Source organism: Microvirga soli, from assembly GCF_016734765.1.
Classification (GTDB): domain Bacteria; phylum Pseudomonadota; class Alphaproteobacteria; order Rhizobiales; family Beijerinckiaceae; genus Microvirga; species Microvirga soli.
In genome coordinates, this window is sequence record NZ_JAERQE010000010.1 from 73,509 (window position 1) to 96,799 (window position 23,291).

The 23,291-nt window shown below is 65.1% G+C and carries 29 protein-coding genes; 16 read left to right on the top strand and 13 right to left on the bottom strand.

Annotated features, from left to right (window positions below; genetic code table 11):
- From JKL45_RS11300 to JKL45_RS11315, 4 genes are all read left to right on the top strand, one after another.
- Positions 1–999, top strand: coding sequence for an FAD:protein FMN transferase (locus JKL45_RS11300; RefSeq protein ID WP_201861234.1), 999 nt, complete (start codon positions 1–3; stop codon positions 997–999).
- A gap of 72 nt (positions 1,000–1,071) precedes the next feature.
- Positions 1,072–1,764: a DUF4142 domain-containing protein gene (locus tag JKL45_RS11305; protein ID WP_201861235.1), complete on the top strand. Its 693-nt coding sequence runs from the start codon at positions 1,072–1,074 to the stop codon at positions 1,762–1,764.
- A 99-nt stretch (positions 1,765–1,863) separates the two neighbouring features.
- Positions 1,864–2,283, top strand: coding sequence for a c-type cytochrome (locus tag JKL45_RS11310; protein ID WP_201861236.1), 420 nt, complete (start codon positions 1,864–1,866; stop codon positions 2,281–2,283).
- 145 nt (positions 2,284–2,428) lie between these two features.
- Positions 2,429–2,659 carry a hexameric tyrosine-coordinated heme protein gene (locus JKL45_RS11315; RefSeq protein ID WP_201861237.1) on the top strand — a complete coding sequence of 77 codons (231 nt, stop codon included), beginning with the start codon at positions 2,429–2,431 and terminating at the stop codon, positions 2,657–2,659.
- Positions 2,660–2,845: 186 nt separating this feature from the next.
- Here the strand turns inward: JKL45_RS11315 and JKL45_RS11320 are convergent, their stop codons facing one another.
- The 11 genes from JKL45_RS11320 to ubiT all read right to left on the bottom strand — a co-directional run bounded on the left by JKL45_RS11320 (position 2,846) and on the right by ubiT (position 11,916).
- Positions 2,846–3,574: a Crp/Fnr family transcriptional regulator gene (locus tag JKL45_RS11320; RefSeq protein WP_201861238.1), complete on the bottom strand. Its 729-nt coding sequence runs from the start codon at positions 3,572–3,574 to the stop codon at positions 2,846–2,848.
- A gap of 74 nt (positions 3,575–3,648) precedes the next feature.
- The gene (locus JKL45_RS11325) at positions 3,649–4,821 is read right to left on the bottom strand and encodes a cytochrome P450 (RefSeq protein WP_376771027.1); all 1,173 of its coding nucleotides are present in this window, start codon (positions 4,819–4,821) and stop codon (positions 3,649–3,651) included.
- A gap of 62 nt (positions 4,822–4,883) precedes the next feature.
- The gene (locus JKL45_RS11330; RefSeq protein ID WP_201861240.1) at positions 4,884–5,102 is read right to left on the bottom strand and encodes a hypothetical protein; all 219 of its coding nucleotides are present in this window, start codon (positions 5,100–5,102) and stop codon (positions 4,884–4,886) included.
- A gap of 109 nt (positions 5,103–5,211) precedes the next feature.
- Positions 5,212–6,492: a TCR/Tet family MFS transporter gene (locus tag JKL45_RS11335; protein ID WP_201861241.1), complete on the bottom strand. Its 1,281-nt coding sequence runs from the start codon at positions 6,490–6,492 to the stop codon at positions 5,212–5,214.
- 40 nt (positions 6,493–6,532) lie between these two features.
- Positions 6,533–6,991 carry a cytochrome c maturation protein CcmE gene (gene ccmE / locus JKL45_RS11340; RefSeq protein WP_201861242.1) on the bottom strand — a complete coding sequence of 153 codons (459 nt, stop codon included), beginning with the start codon at positions 6,989–6,991 and terminating at the stop codon, positions 6,533–6,535.
- Between the two features lie 120 nt (positions 6,992–7,111).
- Complete coding sequence (locus JKL45_RS11345) at positions 7,112–7,507, bottom strand: YbaN family protein (RefSeq protein WP_201861243.1); 396 nt, start codon at positions 7,505–7,507, stop codon at positions 7,112–7,114.
- 19 nt (positions 7,508–7,526) lie between these two features.
- Complete coding sequence (locus JKL45_RS11350; protein ID WP_201861244.1) at positions 7,527–7,946, bottom strand: hypothetical protein; 420 nt, start codon at positions 7,944–7,946, stop codon at positions 7,527–7,529.
- 219 nt (positions 7,947–8,165) lie between these two features.
- Positions 8,166–9,302 carry an NnrS family protein gene (locus JKL45_RS11355; RefSeq protein WP_201861245.1) on the bottom strand — a complete coding sequence of 379 codons (1,137 nt, stop codon included), beginning with the start codon at positions 9,300–9,302 and terminating at the stop codon, positions 8,166–8,168.
- Positions 9,303–9,466: 164 nt separating this feature from the next.
- Positions 9,467–10,366 (bottom strand): ubiquinone anaerobic biosynthesis protein UbiV, encoded by a 900-nt coding sequence (gene ubiV / locus JKL45_RS11360; RefSeq protein ID WP_201861246.1) that lies wholly within the window; start codon positions 10,364–10,366, stop codon positions 9,467–9,469.
- Between the two features lie 18 nt (positions 10,367–10,384).
- Positions 10,385–11,362 (bottom strand): ubiquinone anaerobic biosynthesis protein UbiU, encoded by a 978-nt coding sequence (gene ubiU, locus JKL45_RS11365; protein WP_201861247.1) that lies wholly within the window; start codon positions 11,360–11,362, stop codon positions 10,385–10,387.
- Positions 11,353–11,916 (bottom strand): ubiquinone anaerobic biosynthesis accessory factor UbiT, encoded by a 564-nt coding sequence (gene ubiT, locus JKL45_RS11370; protein ID WP_201861248.1) that lies wholly within the window; start codon positions 11,914–11,916, stop codon positions 11,353–11,355. The genes ubiU and ubiT overlap by 10 nt, the downstream gene beginning before the upstream one ends.
- 113 nt (positions 11,917–12,029) lie before the next feature.
- On the opposite strand from ubiT, the gene JKL45_RS11375 reads away from it, so the two are divergent.
- The 3 genes from JKL45_RS11375 to JKL45_RS11385 all read left to right on the top strand — a co-directional run bounded on the left by JKL45_RS11375 (position 12,030) and on the right by JKL45_RS11385 (position 15,320).
- Complete coding sequence (locus JKL45_RS11375; RefSeq protein WP_201861249.1) at positions 12,030–13,547, top strand: UbiD family decarboxylase; 1,518 nt, start codon at positions 12,030–12,032, stop codon at positions 13,545–13,547.
- The gene (locus tag JKL45_RS11380) at positions 13,544–14,122 is read left to right on the top strand and encodes a UbiX family flavin prenyltransferase (RefSeq protein WP_201861250.1); all 579 of its coding nucleotides are present in this window, start codon (positions 13,544–13,546) and stop codon (positions 14,120–14,122) included. Before JKL45_RS11375 ends, JKL45_RS11380 begins: the two co-directional genes overlap by 4 nt.
- 508 nt (positions 14,123–14,630) lie before the next feature.
- Positions 14,631–15,320, top strand: a complete 690-nt coding sequence (locus JKL45_RS11385) for a Crp/Fnr family transcriptional regulator (protein WP_201861251.1) — start codon at positions 14,631–14,633, stop codon at positions 15,318–15,320.
- Between the two features lie 44 nt (positions 15,321–15,364).
- On the opposite strand, the gene JKL45_RS11390 is transcribed toward JKL45_RS11385, so the two are convergent.
- Positions 15,365–15,625: a DUF1858 domain-containing protein gene (locus JKL45_RS11390; protein ID WP_201861252.1), complete on the bottom strand. Its 261-nt coding sequence runs from the start codon at positions 15,623–15,625 to the stop codon at positions 15,365–15,367.
- Between the two features lie 190 nt (positions 15,626–15,815).
- Here JKL45_RS11390 and JKL45_RS11395 point away from each other — a divergent pair, with 190 nt between their 5' ends.
- The 3 genes from JKL45_RS11395 (at position 15,816) to JKL45_RS11405 (ending at position 17,226) form a co-directional block, all read left to right on the top strand.
- Complete coding sequence (locus JKL45_RS11395; protein ID WP_201861253.1) at positions 15,816–16,157, top strand: metal-sulfur cluster assembly factor; 342 nt, start codon at positions 15,816–15,818, stop codon at positions 16,155–16,157.
- Positions 16,157–16,402, top strand: a complete 246-nt coding sequence (locus tag JKL45_RS11400; RefSeq protein ID WP_201861254.1) for a DUF2249 domain-containing protein — start codon at positions 16,157–16,159, stop codon at positions 16,400–16,402. The genes JKL45_RS11395 and JKL45_RS11400 overlap by 1 nt, the downstream gene beginning before the upstream one ends.
- A 131-nt stretch (positions 16,403–16,533) precedes the next feature.
- Positions 16,534–17,226, top strand: coding sequence for an NnrU family protein (locus tag JKL45_RS11405; RefSeq protein ID WP_201861255.1), 693 nt, complete (start codon positions 16,534–16,536; stop codon positions 17,224–17,226).
- 47 nt (positions 17,227–17,273) lie between these two features.
- Here the strand turns inward: JKL45_RS11405 and JKL45_RS11410 are convergent, their stop codons facing one another.
- Complete coding sequence (locus JKL45_RS11410) at positions 17,274–17,543, bottom strand: hypothetical protein (protein WP_201861320.1); 270 nt, start codon at positions 17,541–17,543, stop codon at positions 17,274–17,276.
- Positions 17,544–17,563: 20 nt separating this feature from the next.
- Between JKL45_RS11410 and JKL45_RS11415 the strand changes: the two genes are divergently transcribed.
- From JKL45_RS11415 to JKL45_RS11440, 6 genes are all read left to right on the top strand, one after another.
- Positions 17,564–18,130, top strand: coding sequence for a cytochrome c oxidase subunit 3 family protein (locus JKL45_RS11415; protein ID WP_201861256.1), 567 nt, complete (start codon positions 17,564–17,566; stop codon positions 18,128–18,130).
- Positions 18,131–18,134: 4 nt separating this feature from the next.
- The gene (locus JKL45_RS11420; protein ID WP_201861257.1) at positions 18,135–18,410 is read left to right on the top strand and encodes a cytochrome C oxidase subunit IV family protein; all 276 of its coding nucleotides are present in this window, start codon (positions 18,135–18,137) and stop codon (positions 18,408–18,410) included.
- Between the two features lie 223 nt (positions 18,411–18,633).
- Positions 18,634–19,086 (top strand): c-type cytochrome, encoded by a 453-nt coding sequence (locus JKL45_RS11425; RefSeq protein WP_201861258.1) that lies wholly within the window; start codon positions 18,634–18,636, stop codon positions 19,084–19,086.
- Positions 19,087–19,100: 14 nt separating this feature from the next.
- Entirely contained in the window at positions 19,101–20,447 is a 1,347-nt protein-coding gene (locus JKL45_RS11430; RefSeq protein WP_201861259.1) for a cbb3-type cytochrome c oxidase subunit I, read from the top strand.
- A 64-nt stretch (positions 20,448–20,511) separates the two neighbouring features.
- Positions 20,512–21,324 carry a CbbQ/NirQ/NorQ/GpvN family protein gene (locus JKL45_RS11435; protein WP_201861260.1) on the top strand — a complete coding sequence of 271 codons (813 nt, stop codon included), beginning with the start codon at positions 20,512–20,514 and terminating at the stop codon, positions 21,322–21,324.
- Between the two features lie 14 nt (positions 21,325–21,338).
- The gene (locus JKL45_RS11440) at positions 21,339–23,252 is read left to right on the top strand and encodes a nitric oxide reductase activation protein NorD (protein ID WP_201861261.1); all 1,914 of its coding nucleotides are present in this window, start codon (positions 21,339–21,341) and stop codon (positions 23,250–23,252) included.
- Positions 23,253–23,291: the final 39 nt, after the last annotated feature.

Here is a 23,291-nt window from a genome sequence, read left to right on the forward strand (position 1 = left end):
ATGTCCCCTCACCTCTCCCGCCGACGCTTCATCGGGGTCACGGCTGCCGCAGCAGGTCTCAGCCTCATGCCATTCGCCCATGGGGCGAGGGCCGAGGCCCACCTCGTGACCTGGCGTGGTCAGGCGATGGGTGCGGTGGCAACCCTGCAAGTGCATCATCACGACCGCACCGTCGCCGAGCGCCTTGTCGAACGCTCGCTCGCGGAGGTACGCCGCCTCGAGGCCGTGTTCAGCCTCTACCGGGAGGACTCGACGCTCTCCACTCTCAACCGCCAGGGCTTCCTGGTCGCGCCACCTGTGGAGTTCGTGGAGCTCCTGTCGGAGTGCCGCCGCTGCTGGGAACTGACCGGCGGCGCGTTCGATCCGACCGTGCAGGCCCTATGGGCGCTTTATTGGGACCACTTCTCCAGCCCCGACGCTGACCCGCAGGGGCCGTCCGCCTCCGCGGTCGAGGCAGCCCTGGAGCGTGTGGGCTTCGATCAGGTGAGGTTCGACGTGAACCGGATCGCCCTGCCCCGGCGCGGCATGGGCCTGACCCTGAACGGCATTGCCCAAGGCTACGTCACCGACCGGGTCGTAGACATCCTGCGTGCTGGGGGCATTGAGAGCAGTCTCGTCGACATGGGCGAGCCGCGGGCCATCGGGCCACGCCCGTCGGGCGAGCCATGGCGTATTGGCGTGGCAGATCCCGACCGCCCGGAGCAAGTCCGTGATACGGTCCACGCCATCGACCAGGCGGTCGCCACCTCCGGCAGCTATGGCTTCCGCTTCGATTCCGAAGGCCGCTTCAACCACCTGCTCGATCCGCGCACGGGGACATCAGCCCATCGATACCGGAGCGTCACGACCATCATGCCAACGGCAGCGGCGGCGGACGCGCTGTCGACCGCGTTCAGCCTGCTCCCGCCTGAGGACATCCGGCAGGCGGTCCAGCGGCTTGGAAAGGGGCGGGTCCACCTGCTCACAGCATCGGGAGAAACCACCATCCTACACGCCTGAGTCCAGCGACGGCGCCAGGAACTGTACCAAGTGCGGATCATTGACCCACCATCCAACGGCAGGAGATTGACGATGAAGGCACATCTTGGAGCAACCGCGCTCTGCGCCCTGCTCTTGGCCCTTCCCGCAGCGGCCCAGCAGGACCAGCCACGTTCGATGACGCCCTCTCGGGCCGAGCAGAACCCGACGAGCAGCCCGATGGCCGATCCGCACAAAGACGGCGGTCGTCCCGAGAGCCACGGCGGCACGGTGCATGCGCCCCAGGTCAATGCCGCCGCTCCCTTGCCGGCCGAAATGAAGCCAACCGCCGAAAGCCTTGCCAGGAATGCGATCACGGCCCAGCAATACGGCAATCTCGCCTCGAAGCGCCACACGAGCGGTGCGGTGCACAATCTCGGCGACAAGATGATTCTCACCAACAGCCGGATCAACCGGGCCCTGACCGCCGCGGCCCCTGACCTGAGGGACGTCCAAATCCCGGAGAAGGAGCGTGGCACCTTCGACAGCTTGGCCCGCGACGCCGACGAGACGCAGTTCGGCGTCAATGTCGCCCAGTGGGTTGTGCAGTCATATCCGCAGGCGATCAGCGACCTGGAGAAGCTGGGTCAGCAGGGCCAGTTCAGCGAGTTGGCGAACGCAGCTGTGCCCGAGATGAAGTCTCAGCTTTCGGAAGCGCAACGGATACTCCAGTCTGCCAGCGCGGCACCGAATGGGCAGCCCGCCTCAACAGGCACCATCACGGAACCGAAGAAGAAGTCCGACTGATCGGCTAAAGGGGCTAGCGGACCGGCTCGATTACTTGAGTTAGCCCGCTAGGTCCGCACATCTGCTCCCGACTGCCCGACAACCTGCAAGGAGCCCTCCATGCGCAAAACTCTGATCGTGTCCGTTTTCCTGGCCTTGGGCCCTACGCTCGCCCAAGCACAAGATGCGGCCAACGGCGAGAAAGTATTCGCCCAGTGTCGTGCCTGTCACCAAGTCGGCCCGACTGCCAAGAACGCGGTCGGCCCCGTGCTCAATGGTCTCTTTGGGCGCAACGCGGGAACGGTCGAGGGCTATAACTACTCCCCTGCCAACAAGAACTCAGGCATCACCTGGGACGAGGCAGTATTTGCCGAATACATCAAGGATCCCAAGGCCAAGGTGCCAGGCACGAAGATGGTCTATGCGGGCCTCAAGGACGAGCAGCGCATCAAGGACCTGATCGCCTACCTCAAGCAGTTCGATGCCGCGGGGCAGAAGTCCGCAGGGCTTTCAGGGGTCCAGCAGCTCGCCGCCCGGTAAGATCCCCAACGGCAGGTATGGAGGTTCCAGGCGAACGGGAGCGAGCCATATCCCGTTTCTCGCCCGGCTTCTGCATACTCCCCCGATCACCCCGCCAAGTGCAGCCATCCCGGTTGCGTTCCACAGCATCCAGGAGAGACATCCAATGACCGATTCTTGGCTTTCTTCGCTGGTCACAGGGACACCCCAGGAGGGGTTCGACCTCGCCGTCAAGCTCTCACGGATGGGCGTCAAGCTAACCCAACCTTCCGATCAGGTCCGGGACAAGCTGCGGGCGGCTTATGAGCAGGACTCCGCTCAACTCATCGCGATCTCTCAGGTAATCGCCATCCACTTTCAGACGATAGCCGCGGCAAACAACCATTGGCGGTCGTGAGGGGCAGCGATGTCCTTGCGGCCCATGCCGACAAGCCTCCTGCGCGGGCGGCGTCAACGGTAGTCTGGCCGGCCTGGGCAACGAGGTGAAGCTCGCCTGCTGACGGCTGCAGGAGACATGCATACCATCGCCTTGCAGCCGTGCTGAACCTTTCGGGGTTCCGCCCTGTCCTGCCTTGGATGCGCACTAGCGCCGCGCGGCCCGCCGGTGGCTTCGCCGGGGCTTGGGCTCCGGCGATGTCTCTTGGTACAGGACCCGGGCCACGGCCTCGACATCGGCGATGACCAACCGGCGCCGGGAGCGCCGGATCTGCCGCTGCGTCTCCCAGGCGCGCAGCGTCCGGCTCACAGTGGGCAGGGTGCTGCCGATGAGGTCCGCTAAGTCCTGGCGGCCAACCGGGAACGGGATCTCGACGCCATCGTCGCTCTGAAGGCCGAAGGTGTCGACGAGCTTGAGGATCGCGCGCGCCAAACGGTGCTCGACCGGGTCGTTCGAGAGATCCCGCAGCCGGCCCTCCATCTCGCGCAGGCGTGTCTCCAAGTCCTGGATGACGTTGATCGCCACGCGCGGCTGCCGGTCGATGAAGGTCCTGAGCAGCTCTGAGGGCCACTGCAGCTCCACACCGTCCATGACCACCACGGCATCCACGGGATAGAACTTGTCCAGCAAGGCGGGGCTGCCGAAGACCTCGCCGGGTCTGACATACTTGACGATGACCCGAGCCCCCTTGGGTGTGGTCTGCATCAACTTGGCCGCGCCGGAGGCGAGCACGTGCACTGTGCGGGCGGGCTGCCCTGCCGTGAAGAGCACCTCGTCGGTGCGCACCGTCCGCCGCTGCGCGTGCCGCAGCAGGTCGGCCGCAACCTCCGGCGCAAGCCCCGCAAGGAGACCTATGGGCTCCATACCATCACGCATGCGCTCGTCCCAATCTCCGGCATCTGTTAGTTCATCGCTGGACCAACGCGCCACTTCGGACCCGGGTCGTTCGGTCAGGAGCATCGCACAACCCGCAAAGGCAACGCGGTGAAACCGCTCGCCGGGTACGTCGCCCGTACCGGCGGCCTGTCCGGCACGAGCGCGATCTGGCCCGTGCGGGCCAGGAGCTCCTCCATGACGACGCGCAGCTCCAGCCGGGCTAGGGCCGCTCCCGGGCAGACATGGATGCCGGCGCCGTAGAGCAGGTTCTGCGCGGGATCCCGGTCGAGCCGGAACTCGTCCGGATCGCCGAAGACGGCCTCGTCGCGGTTGGCCGAGGCCCAGATCAGGCTGAGGCGCGCGCCGGCCTCCAGCCGGCGGCCGCCAATCTCCACCGCCCGGGTGGTGATCCGGCGGTTGGCGATCAGCGGGGCATGGATGCGCAGGATCTCGGCAATCGCGGCAGGCAGCAGCGACAAGTCCTCTCGTAGGCGCCTCTGCAGGTCGGGATGGGTGGCCAGGTAGTGCGCCAGGATCCCGACGCTGGCCGCGATGGTTCCCAGCTCGCCCACGGTCCAGTTACGCACGATGCTGACGATCTCCTCGGCGGTCAGCGGCCGATCCCCAATCCGCTCAGCAAGCAGGCGGGTGGTGACGTCGTCGGGCGCTGCATCTCCGGCCCTGCGATGCTCGTCCAGCAGAGCCCGGACAAAGCCATCGAACCCCAACGCCACAGCGGCGGTGGCGGCCCGGTCGCCGGAGAGCGTCGCCTCATGGTTGCGGCGGGTCCATTGCCGCAGCGGCTCCTGCAGCTCCGCCGGCCAGCCCATGAAGGCGCATTGGATCCGCAGAGCGAAGTCCCGGGCGAATCCGCCCATCAGCTCGACCTCGCCGCCGGCCGGGAGGCGGTCCACCAGGTCGATGGCGACGCCTCGGCAGACCGGCTCGAATGCCCGCACCCGCTCCGGCGCGAAATACGGCTCGATAAGTGCCCGGTACTCCGTGTGCTCAGGCGGGTCCATGCCGTTGGGCACAGAGGGGTGACGGGAGCCGGTGTTGCTGAAGGTATCGTGGTCCTCCAGCACCCGAAGCACGTCGGCGTGCCGGAACAGGGACCAGTGCAGATAGTCGCTGTGGGCGACCGGACAGCGGCTGCGCATGCGGTCGTAGGCGGCGATCTGGTCATCAAGCACGGACGGGGACCGCGGATCCCAGTCAGGCTGTGGGCTGTTGCTCATGGAATGTATCTGATGGCAGGAAGGGTGCGGGTGCTGGTTGCCCGCTGAAGCGGGTGCTTGTCCTGGCGGCGTCACGCCCCGTGCAAGGTACCCGCGATGGGAGGTTCGGACCCGCCCCGAATGCGCTGCCGCACCGCCATGAGGCCGATAGCAATCGAAAGCCCGATCATGGCCCCGAGGAGCGCCAGGCCCGCAGCAAGGGCCATCAGGGCCATCCCGGCCAGCAGCGTCAGGGAGGCGAGTCCCTGACCGAGAGCGCGCAGAAGGGAACGGTGGAACGAAGCGATCATCGGCAGGCTCCGAAGCGAACAATGCACGCTTGTCGCACCGCCGGTGGCGCGCTGCTTTGCTCCACGACAAACAAGCGTGCGTTTACGTGTGGTGCCGGGCGAGCGGTGGTCACTCGCCGAAATGGCCAGCCACCCGCGGAGCGGCCTTCAGTTCTGGAAGCCCTCGGCCAAGGATGACCGGCGCAACGGCGGCGAGAGCCAGCAGGAGAAGGATCGCGGCCACGAAGAACGGGGCGCCCCAGGCGAACGACGGACCGGGGTGGGACGCCCCCATGGCGAAGCTCGTGGTGAACAGAACCGGACCGACAAGGCCGCTCACCCCGCGCAGGCTGTTGAGGGCGCCCTGCAGCCGCCCCTGCTCCGAGGCCGCGATCCGCTGGGTCATCTGGCTTTGGGCCGCGGGGCCGAACAGGCCCCACAGCGCCGTCACGGGGATGGCCAGCCAGATCCAGCCCCCGCTCGGGGCAAGGCCGAAGAGCAGGGAGCCGGCGGCGCCGCAGGCGAGGCCGGCCACCATGGTCGGCCGCTCGCCCAGCCGCGGCACAATCCGGCGTACGAGCCCGCCCTGCACCGCGGCCGAGGCGACGCCGACGGTCGCCAGCGCGAGGCCGATGGTGACCTGGTCCCAGCCGTAGCGGTGGCCGGCGTAGAGCACGAACACCGCCGGGAAGACCTCGTGCGCCAGGTTGGAGAGGAACAGCACTGCGGAAACCCGGAACACCTCTGTGTTCGAGCGCAGCAGCCGCAGGGCGGCCACGGGATTCGCCTTGCTCCAGGTGAACGGCGTGCGCCGCTTCTGTGGCAGCGACTCCGGCAGGACGAAGACGCCGTACAGCGCGTTAGCCAGACACAGCCCCGCCGCGATCCAGAACGGAAGCCGCAGGTCTACGGCGCCGAGCATGCCGCCAAGGGCCGGCCCGGCGATGAAGCCGAAGGCGAAGGCCGCGCCGATCACGCCGAATCCGGCGGCGCGGCGGTCCGCGTCGGTGATGTCGGCCACATAGGCGAAGGCGGCGGTGAAGCTCGACGAGGCCAGGCCGCCGACGGCGCGCCCCGCCAGAAGCCAGCCCACGCCGGGAGCGACGGCCATGAGCAGGTAATCCAAGCCGAGCGCCAGGTTGGACAGCAGGATGACGGGGCGACGACCGACGGCGTCGGAGAGCGCCCCCAGGACCGGTGCGCCGAAGAACTGCATTACGGCCCAGGTTAGGCCGAACAGTCCGTAGACCTGCGCAGCGCTGACGGCCTCGCCGCCAAGGAAGTCCTGCACCAGGCGCGGCAGGACCGGGATGATGATGCCGAACGCCAACAGGTCGAGGGCGACCGTGATCACCAGGAAAGCCAAGGTTGCGCGGCGGGGACGACGGAATCGCATGGGCAGATGTTTCATCAGGTGTCCGAGGATGGCGGGTTCACAGGGAAATAGCGCGCTAGGGCGATCCGGTCCCGCCCGGATCCTCTCCCTGCCAATGGCCCTGGCTCTTCAAGGCGTCCGCCACCTCGCGCGGCATGTAGTTCTCGTCATGCTTGGCGAGCACGGTGTCGGCCTTGAAGGTCCCGGCCGGATCGAGCATGCCCTCGGCGACGACACCCTGCCCCTCGCGGAACAGGTCGGGCAGGAGGCCCCGATACTGCACGCCCACCGCTCCGTTGGCATCCTCGATCCTGAAGGCGATGACCTGATCCCTGCCCCGTTGGACTGAGGCCTCCTGCACCAGGCCGCCGAGGCGGAAGCGGACGCCGGGCGCAACGCCCTTGGCCTGAACCTCCGTCGGCGTGTGGAAGAACACGATGGTGTCGCGCATTGCAAAAGACACGAGGCCGAGCGCGGCGGCAATCGTGGCCAATCCAGTCCCGATCAGGGTCAGGCGCCTTTGCTTGCGGGTCATGCGTTAGGTCTCCAGGCTTGCAGTCGCGCCCTTCTGTAGCACCGGCGCGGCGACCTGAATTTGACCGAGCGCAAGCACTTTGCCCTCGAAGGCTTTGGGGAGGCGGAGAGGCTATGACATTCAACCGCAGCCGATGGGCCCGGGCCGCACCCCGTCATGCCCGGCTGGGCCGTGGGCGCGTGACCGGTAGAGCGCGACACCGCCCATAATGAGAGCCAGGATCAGGTGCAGGGGCCTGCTGTCCGTGGACCACAGGATCGTTGCGTAGGAGAGGCCAAGCGCGCCGACGGCCGCCGCCTTCGCGGGAAGCGGGATGGCTCCCTCGTCGCGCCAGTTCAGGAGCAGGGATCCGAACCTCGGGTGGCGGTAGAGCCGCTCGGCCCGCTCCGGATCGGAGCGGGCAAAGCACCAGACGGCGAGCAGCAGGAACGGCGTCGTGGGCAGGAGCGGCAGGACCAGGCCGAGCACGGCCAGCGTGATGCTCCCATACCCGAGACAATGATGAAGCTTGCGCACAGGATCTAAAGCGGCTGCATCAGGAGACGACGTGGCACCGTTCCGCCTGTAGGGCCTTAATGGTCTCGGTGTTGGGGCAGTAGCGCTGCACCACGGGCGCCCACCCGCGGTCGAGATCGCGCCGGCAGCGCCGGGCAACCAAGCAGCCGGCACAGACGATGCTCATGTCGCGCATGACGTCGGGATGCGTGCGCCCGATCCTCTCGGGGACGATGCCGCCGGCGCGCAGGAGCCGCGGCAATTCCCCGCCACCACCGGCGCCGCGCGCGGTCAGACGGGTCAATAGGTCCGGGGAAAGCCCGACGTCCCGGGCCAGCGCCCCAAGCTCATCCGCATCAAGAGAGGTCAGTTCGTGGCCGGCCTTTCGGTCGGACCGCCAGCGTGTGATCGTGGTCATCAAACCCATGAGAGCCTCCATGCTGTTCGACGATGGTGCCACAGGCTGGCGCCACGACTTTGCTCTGGAACAAACTCGGCGGCATTAGTTTCAGCAGAGCAGCTGAAATCCCGGCACCCTCTGGATCAGCGTCGAACGGTGGAAACGAAGGCGGCGCGGGGAACCGGTTGCCCAGCAATCGTGTGACAATGGGCGTGTGGTGTGACAAGGCCAGAGACAACGACATCAACTGGTTTTCGACTCCATCCGTGCAGCCGATCTCTACGGAGTCTGGAACCGCTCTCTCGCGTTCCTCCACTGGCCCCTGCGTGAGCCGACCTCGACAAAGATCGCGCAGCATGAAAACGCACAAATCCAGCCAAGCCGCGCAGCAAGCAGGATCTCTTGGCTGCTCCCGTCCAGCGTGATGGCAAAAAGCCGCAAGACCACTGCTGCTGCAATCCAAGCATAAGCAAGGCTGGCCAGCAGTGCTGGCCGGAACGGTATCTTGGCACGTTTGCGTGTGACGCTGGTCATAACGGCTACTGCCGTCATTCCGAGACCGCCAACAGACCATACGTGGATGACCGCAGCATCAGGCAATGGGTAACCCGTCACCAGGGATACAGCCAGGCCCAGGAACCCGGCATTCAGACAGGCAACTCCCGCAAGAACTGCGATTACCCCTGCCACCGGATGGACCTTCCAGGGTCGGAGCAGCATCAGGCGGATAATCCCTAGTAACCCTGCGATGCACGCCGGAATCGAGGATGGCAAGCCCACCGACCACAGCGTGACCGCAGCGATGGCAGAAAGTCGGTGGCTCAGCAAGAGGCCTGCAACGGTCGACTTTGGAGGCTCCAATCCCCCGCGTTGGAAGGCTGCACCCATGAGGGCTGCCGCAATCCTGCCCCCCACCTCCAGGCAGAGCAGTACAACGGCAGAAAGGCAGATTCTGGTGAACGCAGGATTCCAGCCCGGTACGCATGCCAGCACGAATCCGGCAACAGCGTGGATGCCGATCAAGGCGGTGATGTACGTGGTGCTGGCGGCTCTCGAACCTCTTGAGTGATGCATAACGATTGCCACTGCCGAGCAGGCGCCAATGGCGTGGAGCAGAAGACTGGCTTCCGGGGCGAAAAACCCAAAGATGAAGGCTGCTGCGTGGCAGGCGAGCAGGACTTCAAGGCTTCCACGAGGTGCAATGGTGCGCTTGGTCCAGCGCGGAAGCGCCACAGACAAGAAGCCGATCAGAAGGATCGGAACGAAGATCACCAACAACTCTCGAAGATGCCAGCTTGGATCACCGGCACCTGCTGCCATGGCCCTGATGGCTGACATGCATGCAAGCACAAAGGCGGCTCGAGACGTTTGGCCGCCCCACACTTCCGGTCCTTCTTTTTCGCTCTCGCGTCCCACAGATCCCTCGCTGGAGGTTCTTGTCAGCAACTGCCCCAAATGGAGGCTTCTCAGGACTCGGGCTCAGGGGACGGTGGGTTCACCCGGAGGGTTGATGGATCCGTTCAGGTTTCCATACCTTCCGCATGTTGATCACGCCCCGTAGCGTTTGGAAGAGGAGGCCATCAAACAGCAGCGGCTGCCTTGTGGTGCGCACCGGCCGTGCCACTGAAGAACCCATTGGAGAAGGATGCTTCTGCGCAGATCAGGTCGAGAGCATGTTGGCCCTCCGCAGGATCGAGCATTCCATTGGCGACGCCGCGGAACGCGCTGGCAACAGCGATCATGTCGCATGTCTGCGGCGAGAGGCGACAGGCAGCGACGCCCATCGCCGCCAGATCCGGAAGACTCCCGATTAGATTGGCGTAGGTCGAGGAGAGCGTCTGAACGCCGTTCACGGACAGGAAAGCCTGCCCGTCCAGGGTGTCGGTCGGCAGCCCGTCAGGATCCTTGCCGCAGACGAACTGGCAATTGTCCTTCGTGAGCTTGTGAAGGCGGGCGTGATAGCAGCGGGCGGAGATTGCGAGCGGCACGCGTCCGAATGACCAGACTTCCAGCTCAACATCGGAGCACGCCTTCGCCAGGGCTACTATGGAGCTTGCGGGCAGTTCGGGAGGCAGGCAGACGCGCGACGCGCCGTTGCGCGCCAGCCAAGCCAGCGTCGATTCGTTGTAGACGTTGACGTAGGGCCCGACCGCGTGCGGACGGCCGACGAGATGGGCAAGGGCAGTGACGTCATTGGCCTCGACGAGGAGATCCGCCTCGCGCGCGAGGGAGGCCGTTTGACGGCGTTCCCGTTCCAGGGTGATCAGGGCCTGCGAGCTCAGCAGCACCTCCTTGCCCGCCGCTGCGAGGCGCTCCACCACCTCCGGCACCAAGTCTTGGAAGAACGGAAGCCGCTTCGAGCACACAACCTCACCGACACAGACGACGTCGACCGGAGCCTCGTCGGCAATGCGGAAATAGAAGTCGCGCCAGACGGAAGGCTCCCAGTTGTACAGGACCGGCCCGAGTGTCAGCTTCATGTCGTTCTCCTTGCCGGGTCATCGCCAGGTCTTGCGATAGGCGCCCAACGTGTTGCTCTGCCCTTCGCTTAGCGGCCGGAGCATGCCGGCCGGGATGGGGCGCCCCTCGTCCAGCGCAGACAAGGCCTCACGGAAGGAGCGCACCACGTTCTCAATGTAGGCGCGGCTGCGCTGCCGCCCCTCGATCTTCAGCGCCGTCACGCCCGCGTCCCGCAGGCCCGGCAGGAGCGTCGCGGCATCGAGGCTGACCGGGTCCTCAAAGATGTAGCCAGTCGACAAATCTGTCCTGAAGCGTCCCTTGCACAGGGTAGGGTACGCCGCCGGCTCGCCACTCCCGAACTTGTTGATGGTGAAGCCGCCGAGACGGGACGTGATCGTGCCGTGCTGCTCCTCATAGGCGACATGGCTGGCCGGCGAGCAGACGCCGTTCATGTTCGGCGACAGGCCGGTCGCGTAGGATGAGAGGGAGCAGCGTCCCTCCGCCATCGCGCACAAGCCTCCGAATACGAAGACCTCGACCTCGCAGGCCGTGCCGCGCGTGATCGCAGCAATCTCCGGCACGCTCAGCACGCGCGGCAGCACAACCCGCTTGGCATTGAACCGCTCCACATAGAAGCGGATCGCGTCGACGTTGGCCGCCGCCGCTTGGACAGAGACATGCAGGCGTGTGCCAGGATAGTGCTCCGCCGTGTAAGCCATCAATCCAATGTCACAGAGGATGAGCGCAGCGGCGCCGGCTTTGACGGCATCATCGACAGCCTGATGCCAGAGGCCGATGGCTCCAGCGCGGGGAAACGTATTGATCGCCACTAGCACCTTCGCGCCGCGCCGATGCGCATAGGTCACCCCTTCCGCGAGTTCCTCCGGGCTGAAGTTTAGCCCAGGAAAGTTTCGGGCATTGGTCTCGTTGCGGAAGCCGCAATAGACGGCATCCGCTCCAGCATCGACGGCTGTGCGCAACGAGGACGGCGTGCCGGCCGGGCAAATCAGTTCCATGACGAAGCCTCACCTGATCCCGAAGCCGTGCTGCCAGGACGGTCGGCGGTGCTCCGGTTTCGCTGATGCCGCATCAGGGCTTCGCCGAATTGGCCCAGTGGGCCGAGCACGGCCGCTCCCTCCCTCAGGACGTCGACGCCGGCATCGTCGACGGCATTCCGGAGCGCCAGCACGGCCTCGATGTTTCCCTCAACCGCGATGGTCCGGGAGAAGAACAGCGCGTCGCCGTCAAAGGAGCCGTCGGCCATGCCGATCAGGGCACGAAGCGGGCCGGCGATCCTGGCATCGAGTCGCTCCGGCAGGGAGCGCACGACAACGATCCGCGGGGCGTGCGGCGCCGTGTGCAGTACGAAGGCGAACGGCAGATCGGATGGGGCGAGGCCGTAGCGTTTTCCTGCATGCGCACCGAGGCGGTCAAAGATGCGCGGGTGGTGGCGCACGATCCGGCGCAGCACAGCCGATAGGAACAGCTGGAGTGGCCCTAAGGGAAGAGGCCGCAGGGCAGCGGAAACAAAGGCCGGGAAGGCCGCCGTAGAGGTGTGCGATGGCGTCATGGAAGCATCCTTGAAGCCGCCCTACCACGAGCTGCCAAGCTTGTGTTTGCGCTGGAACAAAGACAGGCGCACTCCCCTGCTTGAATGACGTGGCTCCCGCATTGAGGATATCCATGCCGCGCCGTGACCTGCCCTTCTTCTCCGACCTTTGGGACTTCGTCGCCTTCCTTGAGGCAAGAGGCCAGCTCGTGCGGATTCGGGAACCTGTCTCGGTGGCGCACGAGATCACCGAGATCCACCGGCGGGTGCTTCAGGAAGGTGGTCCGGCCCTTCTGTTTGAGCAGCCGTTGCAGCCGGATGGACAGGTAGCGGACATGCCAATCCTGGTGAACCTGTTTGGAACCGTCGAGCGTGTCGCTTGGGGCCTCGGCGTGCAACCCAATGGCCTGCGGGAGCTTGGCGAAGCGCTGGCCGAACTGCGCGAGCCCCGTCCGCCGCAGAGCCTGACAGATGCCTGGAGCAAGCTCCCCCTGGCACGGGCGGCCCTTTCCATGCGCCCTAAGGCGACCGGCGCCGGAGGGCGGACCGTGCTGTTGGGAGATGCCGTCGATCTGGGACGGCTTCCCGTCCAGATCTGCTGGCCAGGCGAGCCGGCGCCGCTCATCACGTGGCCGCTGGTGGTCACGTGCCCGCCGGATAGCACAAGCGTGGACGACTACAATGTCGGCGTCTACCGCATGCAGGTGCTCGGGCGTGACCGGGCCATCATGCGCTGGCTCGCGCACCGCGGCGGAGCCCGCCATCATCACTGCTGGAAAGCCCTTGGCAAGCCAATGCCAGTGGCGGTCGTGATCGGCGCAGACCCGTCCACCATCCTCTCGGCTGTCCTGCCTCTCCCGGAGACCCTGTCCGAGCTGCGCTTCTCGGGCCTCCTGAGGGGTCAGCGCCCCAAGCTTATGCCGTGCGCAAGCGTGCCCCTCGTCGTGCCTGCGGAGGCGGAGATCGTCATCGAAGGATTCGTGTCCGCCGACGAAACCGCACCCGAAGGCCCCTTCGGCGATCACACCGGCTACTACAACGCCGTCGAGCCCTTTCCGGTCATGCACGTGACGGCGATCACCATGCGCCCGAACCCGATCTATCTTTCGACCTTCACTGGGCGCGCGCCGGACGAGCCGTCGCGCATCGGCGAGGCGCTCAACGAGCTGTTCGTTCCGCTTCTGAAGCGCCAGTTTCCGGAGGTTCGGGATGTCTGGCTGCCGCCGGAGGCCTGCTCGTACCGGATTGCGGTTGTGTCCATCGCAAAGCGCTACGCGGGGCAAGCCCGCCGTGTGATGCTGGGTCTGTGGTCGCTTCTTCCGCAGTTCACCTATACGAAGCTCCTCATCCTGGTGAACGAGGACATCGACGTGCGCTCCTGGGACGATGTGATGTGGGCCGTCGCGACCCGCTCGGACCCTTCCCGCGATCTCGTCACGATCAGCGACACGCCCATCGATTATTTGGACTTTGCGTCGCCTCGCGCTGGTCTGGGCGGCAAGCTCGGCATTGATGCCACAAACAAGATCGGATCCGAGACTGACCGCGAATGGGGGGTGGTTCTCCAGATGGATCCCACCGTTGAGGCCCGGCTCGACACGATCTGGAGCAAACTCGGGCTTGATCGAGCCCCCTTGAGGAGCGTCGCATGAGAACAATGCCCCGGGTCGTGATCGGCATCAGCGGCGCATCGGGCGCCATACTCGGGATCCGGATCGTCGAGCTCCTCGCAGCGGCAGGCTGCGAGACCCATCTGGTCGTCTCCCACAGTGGAGAACGCACGATAGGCCATGAAGTCGGCCCTGATGCGCTCCGTCGGGTCGAGGCGCTCGTCTCCTTTCGCCATTCCATCGATGACGTCGGCGCGACCATTGCGAGCGGCTCATTCCGAACAGCGGGCATGATCGTGGCGCCCTGCTCAATGCGGACCCTGTCGGCGATTGCGAGCAGTTCGGCAGACAACCTTCTTGCACGTGCGGCGGACGTTCACCTGAAGGAACGCCGCCAGCTTGTCCTGCTGACGCGCGAGACCCCGCTGCACCTTGGCCACATCCGCATGATGGCTGCGGCAACCGAGATTGGAGCCATCATCGCGCCCCCGGTTCCCGCCTACTACCGCAGGCCCCAGTCGGTCATGGACATCATTGAACATACGGCGCGCCGCGCCATCGACCTGCTCAACCTGAACATCGACGCTCTGGCCGAGCCGTGGGGCGGGCTTGGGTGATATCCCGCTGAGGCGAGCTCAACCTAGTCCGGCGGGAGACCGGCTCGGACCACCACATCCGAACCGCTTCCAGACGTGCCAGGCAGACGTCGATCTCCCCGGCCGGAACGGGCCTGCTGAAGAAATAGCTCTGGGCCTCGTCACGGCCTCGCGCCTGCAGGCGATTCAACTGCAGGCGATTCAACTGCCGGCGGGTCTCCACGCCCTCTTCGGTAACCGCCATCCTCAAAGACAGACTGAGATCAACTCGGCCCTCTGCCAGCCCGGATCGAGGGCAGGCGTGCTCCGCCATGGGCCACAGGTCGGGCTTTGTTGTTGTGCTCGCAGACGGGCAATTGTGGCCCGACCTGTGGAAGTGTCTACACCCCTTTTGGCGCAAACATTGGCACACAACCTTCATCGGGTGAGGCAACAAGCTACGGTCTGGAGGATGACGTCTGGCTGTCTGTTCTTGTATGAATCGTATGCGCCCTCATTCCATCCCTTAGGGCAGAACTGGAATTTTCTGATGCCGAGCTTGGATAAATCCCTGGTGGCCGGTCTGCCCATGTTCGCAGGCTTCCCGGCGAGCGATCTCGATGAGATCCTGCGGGAGGCACAGCCCATCCGCTATCCGAAAGGGACGGCCGTGTTCCAGCAGGATGAGGAGGCGCAGTCCTTCTTCATTCTTCTTCATGGGCATCTGCGCGTCATCAAGGTGACCTCCGACGGGCAGCAGGTTGTGGTCCGGTTTGTGACGCCCGGTGAGATCTTCGGGATCGCCATGGCCATGGGCTGCGCAACCTATCCCGCAACGGCCCTGGCCATCGTGGACAGCATCGCGCTGGTCTGGCCGGCGGTTGTCTGGCCACGCCTCGTCGCAAAGCACCCGTCGCTTGCGGTCAACACGCTGCAGACGATGGGGGGCCGGCTGCAGGACGCGCACACACGTGTCGTCGAGATTTCGACGGAGCAGGTCGAAAAACGCGTCGCGCATGCGCTGCTGCGTCTTGCCCGTCAAGCGGGCCGGCAGGTCGAGCAAGGTGTTCAGATCGATTTCCCGATCTCACGGCAAGACATCGCCGAGATGACGGGAACAACGCTCCACACGGTGAGCCGCATCCTGAGCAGTTGGGAGGAGCAGGGTCTCGTCACGGGCGGACGCCAGCGCATCACGGTCCGCGATCCCCACAAGCTCTTCCTGCTGGCGGAGAGCTGACGGTTCGGGAAACACCTCACCCCGTGACGGAATGCGGCGCCCCGTCACGGAACCGCAGGCCAGCGGGCCGTGACAAGCTCAGGCTCCACCGTTGACGCGGAAGCCGACTCCTTGGTGGCAACCGCGCGCAGATCCGCCAGGAACTTCGCACGGTCGACCCCATGCTCCCGGCACGCATCGTCAACCGTGTGGAAGCAGGCAATCGGGCAGCCGACGCAACGCATCTTGTGATTCAGAAAGACCCGGATCGTGGCAGGGCACTGTCGCATGACATCGTCGACGAGCTGGGTGACTTCAACAGGCATGACGGCCTCCAAAGTGAGGATGCAATTGAGATGCCTCAACTTACCGAGTTCCCTTCGCCGTTCTTTGCGCGACGACAAGGAGACGAATGATGAGGCCCAACAATCGTTGTTTTGTTTGCTGCAGGGCAAAGATGACGGGGCTTCAATCGGCCAAGGTCCTGCCGTCGATGCGAGCGGAAGAGGAGAGCCGATGAGCGACAATTCCAAGCGGCAGCACGCCCTGGATCCTGATGTCCTGGATTGTCTGACGGATGTTCTGGATCCGGAGATCGGCCTTAGCGTCGTGGATCTTGGCTTGGTCTATCAGACTCGCCGGACGCCCGAGGCCGTCGAGGTCGCGCTCACCCTCACCACCCGCGCCTGTCCCTTGGGCGAAATGATCATGGAGGAGGCGCGCGAGCGTCTGGCGCATCGGTTTCAGGACGCTCCCCGCATTGACGTTCGTCTGGTCTGGGATCCTGTCTGGACTCCCGACTTCATCACCGCCCGCGGCCAGGAGCTTCTCGGCCGCGCACCAAGGACCATAGCCTGATGTGCAGCTGCAACGTCACTGAAACCGTCATCGACGTCCGCCAGATCATGCCGCGGATGCGCCATCCCCTGATCTTCAACACCTTCGATCAGCTTGCCCCCGGCGAGGCCTTCCTGCTGGTCAACGACCACAATCCCCGGCCTCTGTTCTACCAGTTCAATGTCGAGCGGCCGGGCGAGTTCGGCTGGGATTACCAGGAGGAGGGTCCCGAGCTCTGGCGGGTCCGCATCAGCCGCGCCGCCTGAGGGAGCCCGGCGACTGACATAGGCGGGGCCGCGGCGGCTCCGCCCCCATCTTTGCAAGGTGCCGTTGTCGCCAGTTGGCACCTGCACAACCTCCCCTCCGTTGCCCGCGCATCCATCGGACGGCATTCACGATGATTGAGTTCTATGGCGCATTGGCGGTTTTCGTGGCGGCCCACGTCATTCCGGCGAGCCCAGGTTTGCGCGCGCGGTTGATCGACGCGATGGGGCGATCAACCTATCTGATCGCGTACTCGATCCTGTCTCTCGTCCTTCTGGGCTGGCTGATCGTGGCCGCCCAGCGCGCTGACACCGTGTGGCTCTGGGATCCGGCCCCGTGGCAGTGGCACGTCCCGTTCATCGCCATGCCGGTCGCGGCGTTCCTGTTCGTCGCTGGCCTAATGGCAGCCAATCCCCTCTCAATTTCCCTTCGCAGCGGCGCGGAGCCTGGGCCGGTCACGGCCGTCACGCGGCACCCAGTCCTATGGGCCTTCCTGATCTGGGCGGTGGCCCACATCCCACCGAATGGTACCGTGGTCGCGCTCCTGCTGTTCAGTGCGATGGTTCTGTTCTCCCTGCTCGGGTTCGTCCTGCTCGACGTCAAGGCACGCAAGCGCCTTGGTCCGGAGCGCTGGCGGGAGCTGGCGGCCGGAACCTCCATCCTCCCCTTCGCGGCGGTCCTCTCGGGGCGAGCCCGGTGGCACGCGCTGCGCTCTCTAATCCTGCCAGCGCTGATCGCTGCCGCTGTCTATATCTGGTTCGTGCTGCAGGGTCATGCGCTTCTGTTCGGCGCGGATCCCCTCGCCGGCCTTGCGGCCATGGGATAGCCCTGCCAGACGGCGGGAGCGGGTCCCGGCTGGCCGCCGCGGGGACTTTACTGCGTGAGGAACAGGACGGCCGCGATCACGACCGACATGGTCACCGCCGTGATCGTCCCGGTCGGGCGCAGCACCCCCATCCGGTACAGCATGACGGCGAAGATGACGATCAGCGGCGTCGCCATCACCAAACCAACCTGGGCATCGCTCATGTGACGGATCTCCTGAATTCGTGTGGCCTCTCTATGGCCGAGAATGCGGGAGAGTTGTTTGTGCCATCGCAACGAAGAATGCGACAGCGAGCGGTAGGAGGCGTCATCGGCCAACTTGTTATCGTGGACAAGCAATGAACCTTGCGCAAGAAGATCGCTCCTGGGGCGCCCTCTCGGACCTGCCCGGACACCCGATGATGTGGGTGCTCATCCTGACCGAAGTCGTGACCTTCGGGCTGCTCTTCCTGACGTTCGCCATCGCAGGAGCCGTTCACCATGATCTCTTCGCGGCGGGCCAGGCGCAACTCGACCCAACTCTTGGTGGCATCAACACCCTTGTCCTGATCACCAGCGGCTGGCTCGCTGCCCTGGCGGTCGAGGCTCGGTCCGTCGGCCGCCGCGGTGCGGCGCGGCTCCTTCTCGGAGGGGCCATGGCGTTGGGCATCGTCTTCATCGCCATTAAAATCACCGAGTACATTACGAAAGCCCAAGCAGGCATCGGCCTGGAGACTGACACCTTCTTCACGCTCTACTTCCTGCTGACCGGCTTCCACCTCCTTCATGTGCTGCTGGGCATCGTCATCCTCGTCGCCGTCACATTTTCGGACAGCCTGGAGAACCTGAAGACCGGCACCGCCTTCTGGCACATGGTCGATCTGGTCTGGGTCGTCATGTACCCGCTTATTTACCTGATTGGATAGCGCGATGACACAGACCGCCGCGCGCCAGGTCACTCGCGCCTGGGGCCTCCTTGTCCTGCTCACCCTTCTCAGCCTCGGCGCAGGCGGTTCCGGCTGGACTGGACTGGCGGCAAACGCGCTGATCCTGACTGCCGCCTTCGCCAAGGGGCGCTGGATGCTGATGGACTTCCTCAAGCTCCGTCGCGTGCCGGCCGGTTGGCAGACCCTGTTTCTCTGCTGGCTTGGGCTGGTCACTGTCATCCCGTGGGCCGCCACCGCTCTGTCCTTGCTGCGCGGATAAACGACCTTTCGTTACGGGGCTTGCTCCAGAGCAAAGAGCGGCGCTGCTGCTCCTGTCATCAGGGACGGGAGCGCACCATCCGGTGCCTGATGCAACCCAAGGCCCATCGGCATGTCCAGCACCGATCACTCGGCCATCCGTTCGCGGAGTCCGCCACCATTGGCATGCGCCTGCGGCGTGAGCCGCACCTGTTCTCCACTGCCACAACAGAAAGGATCGTGTGATGGCTGAAGTCCTCACCAAATCGGCGGCGAGAAACGTGTTCTACGGGGGCTCGTTCTTCTTCTTCGCCATCTTCGTGGGCCTGACCGCCCACAGTCACTATTACATGAACACCACGTCGACCGATGTGTCGACGCTGAATGCCTCCGTCGCCCGCGGCAAGCACGTGTGGGAGAAGCACTCCTGCATTAACTGCCACTCCATCCTCGGCGAGGGAGCCTACTTCGCCCCCGAGCTCGGCAACGTCTGGGTTCGCTATGGCGGCAAGGACGATCCGGCCGGCGCCCGCGAGACGCTCAAGGCCTGGATGGCCGCACAGCCGACCGGCATCGAAGGACGGCGGCAGATGCCGCAGTTCAACCTGACCGACCAGGAACTCAACGACCTCGCTGATTTCTTGGAATGGACCAGCCGCATCAAGACCCAGAACTGGCCGCCGAACAACGCCGGCTAAGGGGGACCGATATCATGAAATACCAAACGCAAAAGGTGGCCCTGCTCTACTTCTATGGAGCCCTGGCCCTGTTCATCGCCCAGGTCCTGTTCGGCGTTCTCGCCGGCACGATCTATGTCCTGCCCAATACGCTCTCCGAACTGCTGCCGTTCAACGTCGTCAGGATGATCCACACCAACGCGCTGATTGTGTGGCTGCTGATCGGCTTCATGGGAGCAACCTACTACCTGGTTCCGGAAGAAACCGAGACCGAGCTCTTCAGCCCGCTTCTCGCGAAGATCCAATTCTGGATGTTTTTCGGCGCGGCCGGCGTCGCGGTGGTGGGATACCTGTTCAAGATCCACGAAGGTCGCGAATTCCTCGAACAGCCTTTCATCATCAAGGTCGGCATTGTCGTCGTCTGCCTGATGTTCCTGTTCAACATCACCATGACGGCTCTTAAAGGGCGCAAGACCGTCGTCACCAATATCCTGCTCTTCGGGTTGTGGGGCGTGGCGATCTTCTTCCTGTTCGCCTTTTACAACCCGATCAACCTTGCGGTCGACAAGATGTACTGGTGGTACATCGTGCATCTCTGGGTCGAGGGCGTGTGGGAGCTGATCATGGCCTCCGTGCTCGCCTTCCTGATGATCAAGCTCAACGGCATCGACCGCGAGGTGGTGGAGAAGTGGCTTTATGTCATCGTTGGCATGGCCCTGTTCTCCGGCATTCTCGGCACGGGCCACCACTTCTACTGGATCGGCGCGCCCGGCTACTGGCAGTGGATCGGCTCGCTGTTCTCCACCCTTGAAGTCGCGCCCTTCTTCACCATGGTCGTGTTCACCTTCCAGATGACCTGGAAGGCCGGCCGCAAGCACCCGAACCGCGCGGCCCTGCTGTGGTCGATCGGCTGCTCGGTGATGGCGTTCTTTGGCGCTGGTGTCTGGGGTTTCCTGCACACCCTGTCCTCGGTGAACTACTACACCCATGGCACGCAGGTGACCGCTGCTCACGGGCACCTCGCCTTCTTCGGCGCCTATGTGATGCTCAACCTCGCCGTCATGGCCTACGCCATGCCGCAGATCCTCGGTCGCGCTCCGTACAACCAGATGCTCAGCATCGTCAGCTTCTGGATCATGTGCACGGCCATGTCGGTGATGACCTTCGCGCTCACCTTCGCGGGCGTCATCCAGGTCCACCTGCAACGCGTGCTCGGGCAGTCGTACATGGACGTCCAGGACCAGCTCGCCCTGTTCTACTGGATTCGCCTCGGCTCGGGCGTGTTCGTGCTGATCTCGGCGCTGATGTTCGTCTACGCGGTGTTCGTCCCCGGACGCGAGAAGTCCCCGCGGCTGGTGCAGGGCCTGCAGCCCGCCGAATGAGCATAGACGGGGCGGCCCCGAACGGCCGCCCCGTCCTCCCCATTGCACCCAAAGGATTTGACCGATGAAACCCCTCCTGCAAGCGGTTCCCGAACCTGTGGTCGAACTGCCCTACTACGTTCCGGCCGGAAATGAGTGCTCCCTGTTCGAGCTCGCCTGGAGCAAGCGCCTGCCGCTGCTCCTGAAGGGTCCGACCGGCTGCGGCAAGACCCGCTTCGTCGCCCACATGGCATCAAAGCTCGGGCTGCCGCTTCATACCGTCTCCTGCCATGACGATCTCACCGCCGCCGACCTTACCGGCCGCTACCTGCTCAAGGGCGGCGACACGGTGTGGGCGGACGGCCCCCTCACCCGCGCCGTGCGCGAGGGCGGCATCTGCTATCTCGATGAGATCGTGGAGGCGCGCAAGGACGTGACCGTGGTGCTGCACCCGCTCACCGACGACCGCCGCATCCTGCCGCTCGACCGTACGGGCGAGGAGCTGCAGGCGCCGGACTCCTTCATGCTGGTCGTGTCCTACAACCCGGGCTACCAGACCCTGCTCAAGTCTCTGAAGCCCTCGACGCGCCAACGCTTCGTGGCCATCGAATTCGCCTTTCTGCCCTTCGACCACGAGATCGCCGTCGTCGCCTCGGAAAGCGGCCTGTCCGCGGAGCGGGTGCGTCCCCTTCTGCTGCTGGCCCGCCGCCTGCGCGCGCTCAAAGGGCAGGATTTGGAGGAAGGTGTGTCCACACGCCTGTTGGTCTACTGCGCGTCCCTCATTGCGGCGGGTGTCCCGGCGGAAGAAGCCGTGCTCGCCACCATGATCGAGCCGTTGACTGACGACCTCGACGTCAAGCAAGCCCTGACCGAGGTAGCCTGCGCTACGCTCGCCTGATCCGGAGACACGCCATGCTCGACTTCCTGGAACTTGAGGAAACCGTCGGCCAGTTCTGGCACCGGCTTGTCGGCCGCGCGGCGACCTACCCACGCTACCCCGAGCTTGGCGTCTCCCTTGATGAGGTCCGCGGATATCTCGCCGTATTCTTCCGCGGCCTTGGCGGCGAGCCCGGGGTGCAGCTCGCGGGCACCGCCGCGCGCGCCTCGTCCCACCGCCTGAACTTTCTTCAGCGGCTCGGGGTCACCGAGGAGCGGGTGGAGCAGCCCGGACGGGACGCGGCCACCCTGTTCCTGCCGCCGCGGATCGAGCTGTTCCCATCAAGCGTGCTCAACCGCTCGCTCTACCTGTGGCTGGCGGCCTATTTTGCCCATGTGCCGACAAGCGCGATCACCGAAGCCGATCCGCTGCGCCGAGATCTTCTGGTGCTCCGGCGGGTGCAGGCGACGGTCGCCGCGGTCCTGGCGGAGTGCCCCGGGCTGACACAACAGTACAAGGAGCTCTGCACCGCCATGCGCGAGGCGCGGCCGCGGCGCCCCCTGCCGGCCGCGGAAAGCAGGATCGAGCAGATCGTGCTCTCGCTCCTTGGGGATGACGGTGCAACGCCGCCTGCCCTTTTGGACACGGTGGCCGGCGACGCGGCCCTGCCGCGCCAAGCCCCTGCCGGCTATCAGCCCTTCCTGCCTGTCCCGCTCTGGGGCGACACCTGGGCCCGCGAAGCCGGAGCAGCCAGCCGCAACAGCGACGAGCCTGCCGGTCCAAGCGACCTCGCGGCGTCTGATACACGCAAGCGCTTTGCCGCGCGGCGTGAAGCGGATCAGGCCCAGCGCAGCGACCCGTTCATCCTGAACCGCTTCGAGAAGATCCTGGCGATGGCGGAGATGGTCAATGTCAACCGGCCCTCTGACGATGATGAGGACGAGAACGCCGAAAAGGCTCTGGACGAGATGGAGGAGATCCCGCTCTCCAAGCACAAGGGCAAGCCGGCGACCAAGCTCAAGTTCGACCTCGACCTGCCGCCCGAGGCCGTAGATACGACGAGCCTGACGGCCGATCTGGCCTATCCGGAATGGGACTACACCCGCAAAGCCTATCTGCCGAACCACTGCCGCGTGTTGGCAGCCCCTGCCTCCGAACAGGGCGAGGCCTGGGAGGCGGATGACGAGGCCCGCCGGATGATCCGGCGCGTGCGCCGCCAGTTCGAGGCGCTCAGGCCAAAGCACGAGATCCTGCGGGCGCAGCCGGACGGCGAAGAGCTCGACATCGATGCGCTGGTGCGCGCCCGCAGCGATCTGCTGTCCGGCGGCTCTGGCACGGAGCGTGTCCACCTCGCCAGCAAGCGCCAGGCTCATGATCTCGCCGTGACGCTGTTGGTCGATGTGTCGCTCTCCACCGATGCCTGGATTGACAACAGGCGCGTGCTCGACGTGGAAAAGGAGGCACTGATGGTGCTGGCGCATGGAATGGCTGCCTGTGGCGACTCGCACTCCATCCTGACCTTCACCTCGCGGCGGCGCTCCTGGGTGCGGGTGGAGACCGTGAAGGACTTCGACGAGCCCATGAGCCAGAATGTGGCACGACGCATCTCGGCGCTGAAGCCCGGCTACTACACCCGCATCGGGGCAGGTATCCGCCACGCCACGGCGAAACTCGCGGAGCGTCCAAACCGGCAGAAGCTGCTGCTGGTGCTCACCGACGGCAAGCCGAACGACATCGATTATTATGAGGGCCGCTTCGGCATCGAGGACACGCGCAAGGCCGTCATGGAGGCGCGCCGCGCCGGCGTCACCGTGTTCGGCGTGACGGTGGACCGTGAGGCGCAGTCCTATTTCCCGACTCTCTTCGGGCGTGGCGGCTATGCCATTGTCGGCCAGGTGGCGAAGCTCCCCTCCGCCCTGCCGTCGATCTACCGGCACCTGGTCCAGTAGAATGGTCCAGTAGAAAGCGGAAGCACCAGCGAACCTAGC

Coding starts and splice junctions, on each gene's coding strand:
- JKL45_RS11300 (WP_201861234.1), top strand. CDS start 1: ATGTCCCCTCACCTCTCCCGCCGACGCTTCATCGGGGTCACGGCTGCC.
- JKL45_RS11305 (WP_201861235.1), top strand. CDS start 1,072: ATGAAGGCACATCTTGGAGCAACCGCGCTCTGCGCCCTGCTCTTGGCC.
- JKL45_RS11310 (WP_201861236.1), top strand. CDS start 1,864: ATGCGCAAAACTCTGATCGTGTCCGTTTTCCTGGCCTTGGGCCCTACG.
- JKL45_RS11315 (WP_201861237.1), top strand. CDS start 2,429: ATGACCGATTCTTGGCTTTCTTCGCTGGTCACAGGGACACCCCAGGAG.
- JKL45_RS11320 (WP_201861238.1), bottom strand. CDS start 3,574: ATGCGTGATGGTATGGAGCCCATAGGTCTCCTTGCGGGGCTTGCGCCG.
- JKL45_RS11330 (WP_201861240.1), bottom strand. CDS start 5,102: ATGATCGCTTCGTTCCACCGTTCCCTTCTGCGCGCTCTCGGTCAGGGA.
- JKL45_RS11335 (WP_201861241.1), bottom strand. CDS start 6,492: ATGAAACATCTGCCCATGCGATTCCGTCGTCCCCGCCGCGCAACCTTG.
- ccmE (WP_201861242.1), bottom strand. CDS start 6,991: ATGACCCGCAAGCAAAGGCGCCTGACCCTGATCGGGACTGGATTGGCC.
- ubiV (WP_201861246.1), bottom strand. CDS start 10,366: ATGAAGCTGACACTCGGGCCGGTCCTGTACAACTGGGAGCCTTCCGTC.
- ubiU (WP_201861247.1), bottom strand. CDS start 11,362: ATGGAACTGATTTGCCCGGCCGGCACGCCGTCCTCGTTGCGCACAGCC.
- ubiT (WP_201861248.1), bottom strand. CDS start 11,916: ATGACGCCATCGCACACCTCTACGGCGGCCTTCCCGGCCTTTGTTTCC.
- JKL45_RS11375 (WP_201861249.1), top strand. CDS start 12,030: ATGCCGCGCCGTGACCTGCCCTTCTTCTCCGACCTTTGGGACTTCGTC.
- JKL45_RS11380 (WP_201861250.1), top strand. CDS start 13,544: ATGAGAACAATGCCCCGGGTCGTGATCGGCATCAGCGGCGCATCGGGC.
- JKL45_RS11385 (WP_201861251.1), top strand. CDS start 14,631: ATGCCGAGCTTGGATAAATCCCTGGTGGCCGGTCTGCCCATGTTCGCA.
- JKL45_RS11390 (WP_201861252.1), bottom strand. CDS start 15,625: ATGCCTGTTGAAGTCACCCAGCTCGTCGACGATGTCATGCGACAGTGC.
- JKL45_RS11395 (WP_201861253.1), top strand. CDS start 15,816: ATGAGCGACAATTCCAAGCGGCAGCACGCCCTGGATCCTGATGTCCTG.
- JKL45_RS11400 (WP_201861254.1), top strand. CDS start 16,157: ATGTGCAGCTGCAACGTCACTGAAACCGTCATCGACGTCCGCCAGATC.
- JKL45_RS11405 (WP_201861255.1), top strand. CDS start 16,534: ATGATTGAGTTCTATGGCGCATTGGCGGTTTTCGTGGCGGCCCACGTC.
- JKL45_RS11415 (WP_201861256.1), top strand. CDS start 17,564: ATGAACCTTGCGCAAGAAGATCGCTCCTGGGGCGCCCTCTCGGACCTG.
- JKL45_RS11420 (WP_201861257.1), top strand. CDS start 18,135: ATGACACAGACCGCCGCGCGCCAGGTCACTCGCGCCTGGGGCCTCCTT.
- JKL45_RS11425 (WP_201861258.1), top strand. CDS start 18,634: ATGGCTGAAGTCCTCACCAAATCGGCGGCGAGAAACGTGTTCTACGGG.
- JKL45_RS11430 (WP_201861259.1), top strand. CDS start 19,101: ATGAAATACCAAACGCAAAAGGTGGCCCTGCTCTACTTCTATGGAGCC.
- JKL45_RS11435 (WP_201861260.1), top strand. CDS start 20,512: ATGAAACCCCTCCTGCAAGCGGTTCCCGAACCTGTGGTCGAACTGCCC.
- JKL45_RS11440 (WP_201861261.1), top strand. CDS start 21,339: ATGCTCGACTTCCTGGAACTTGAGGAAACCGTCGGCCAGTTCTGGCAC.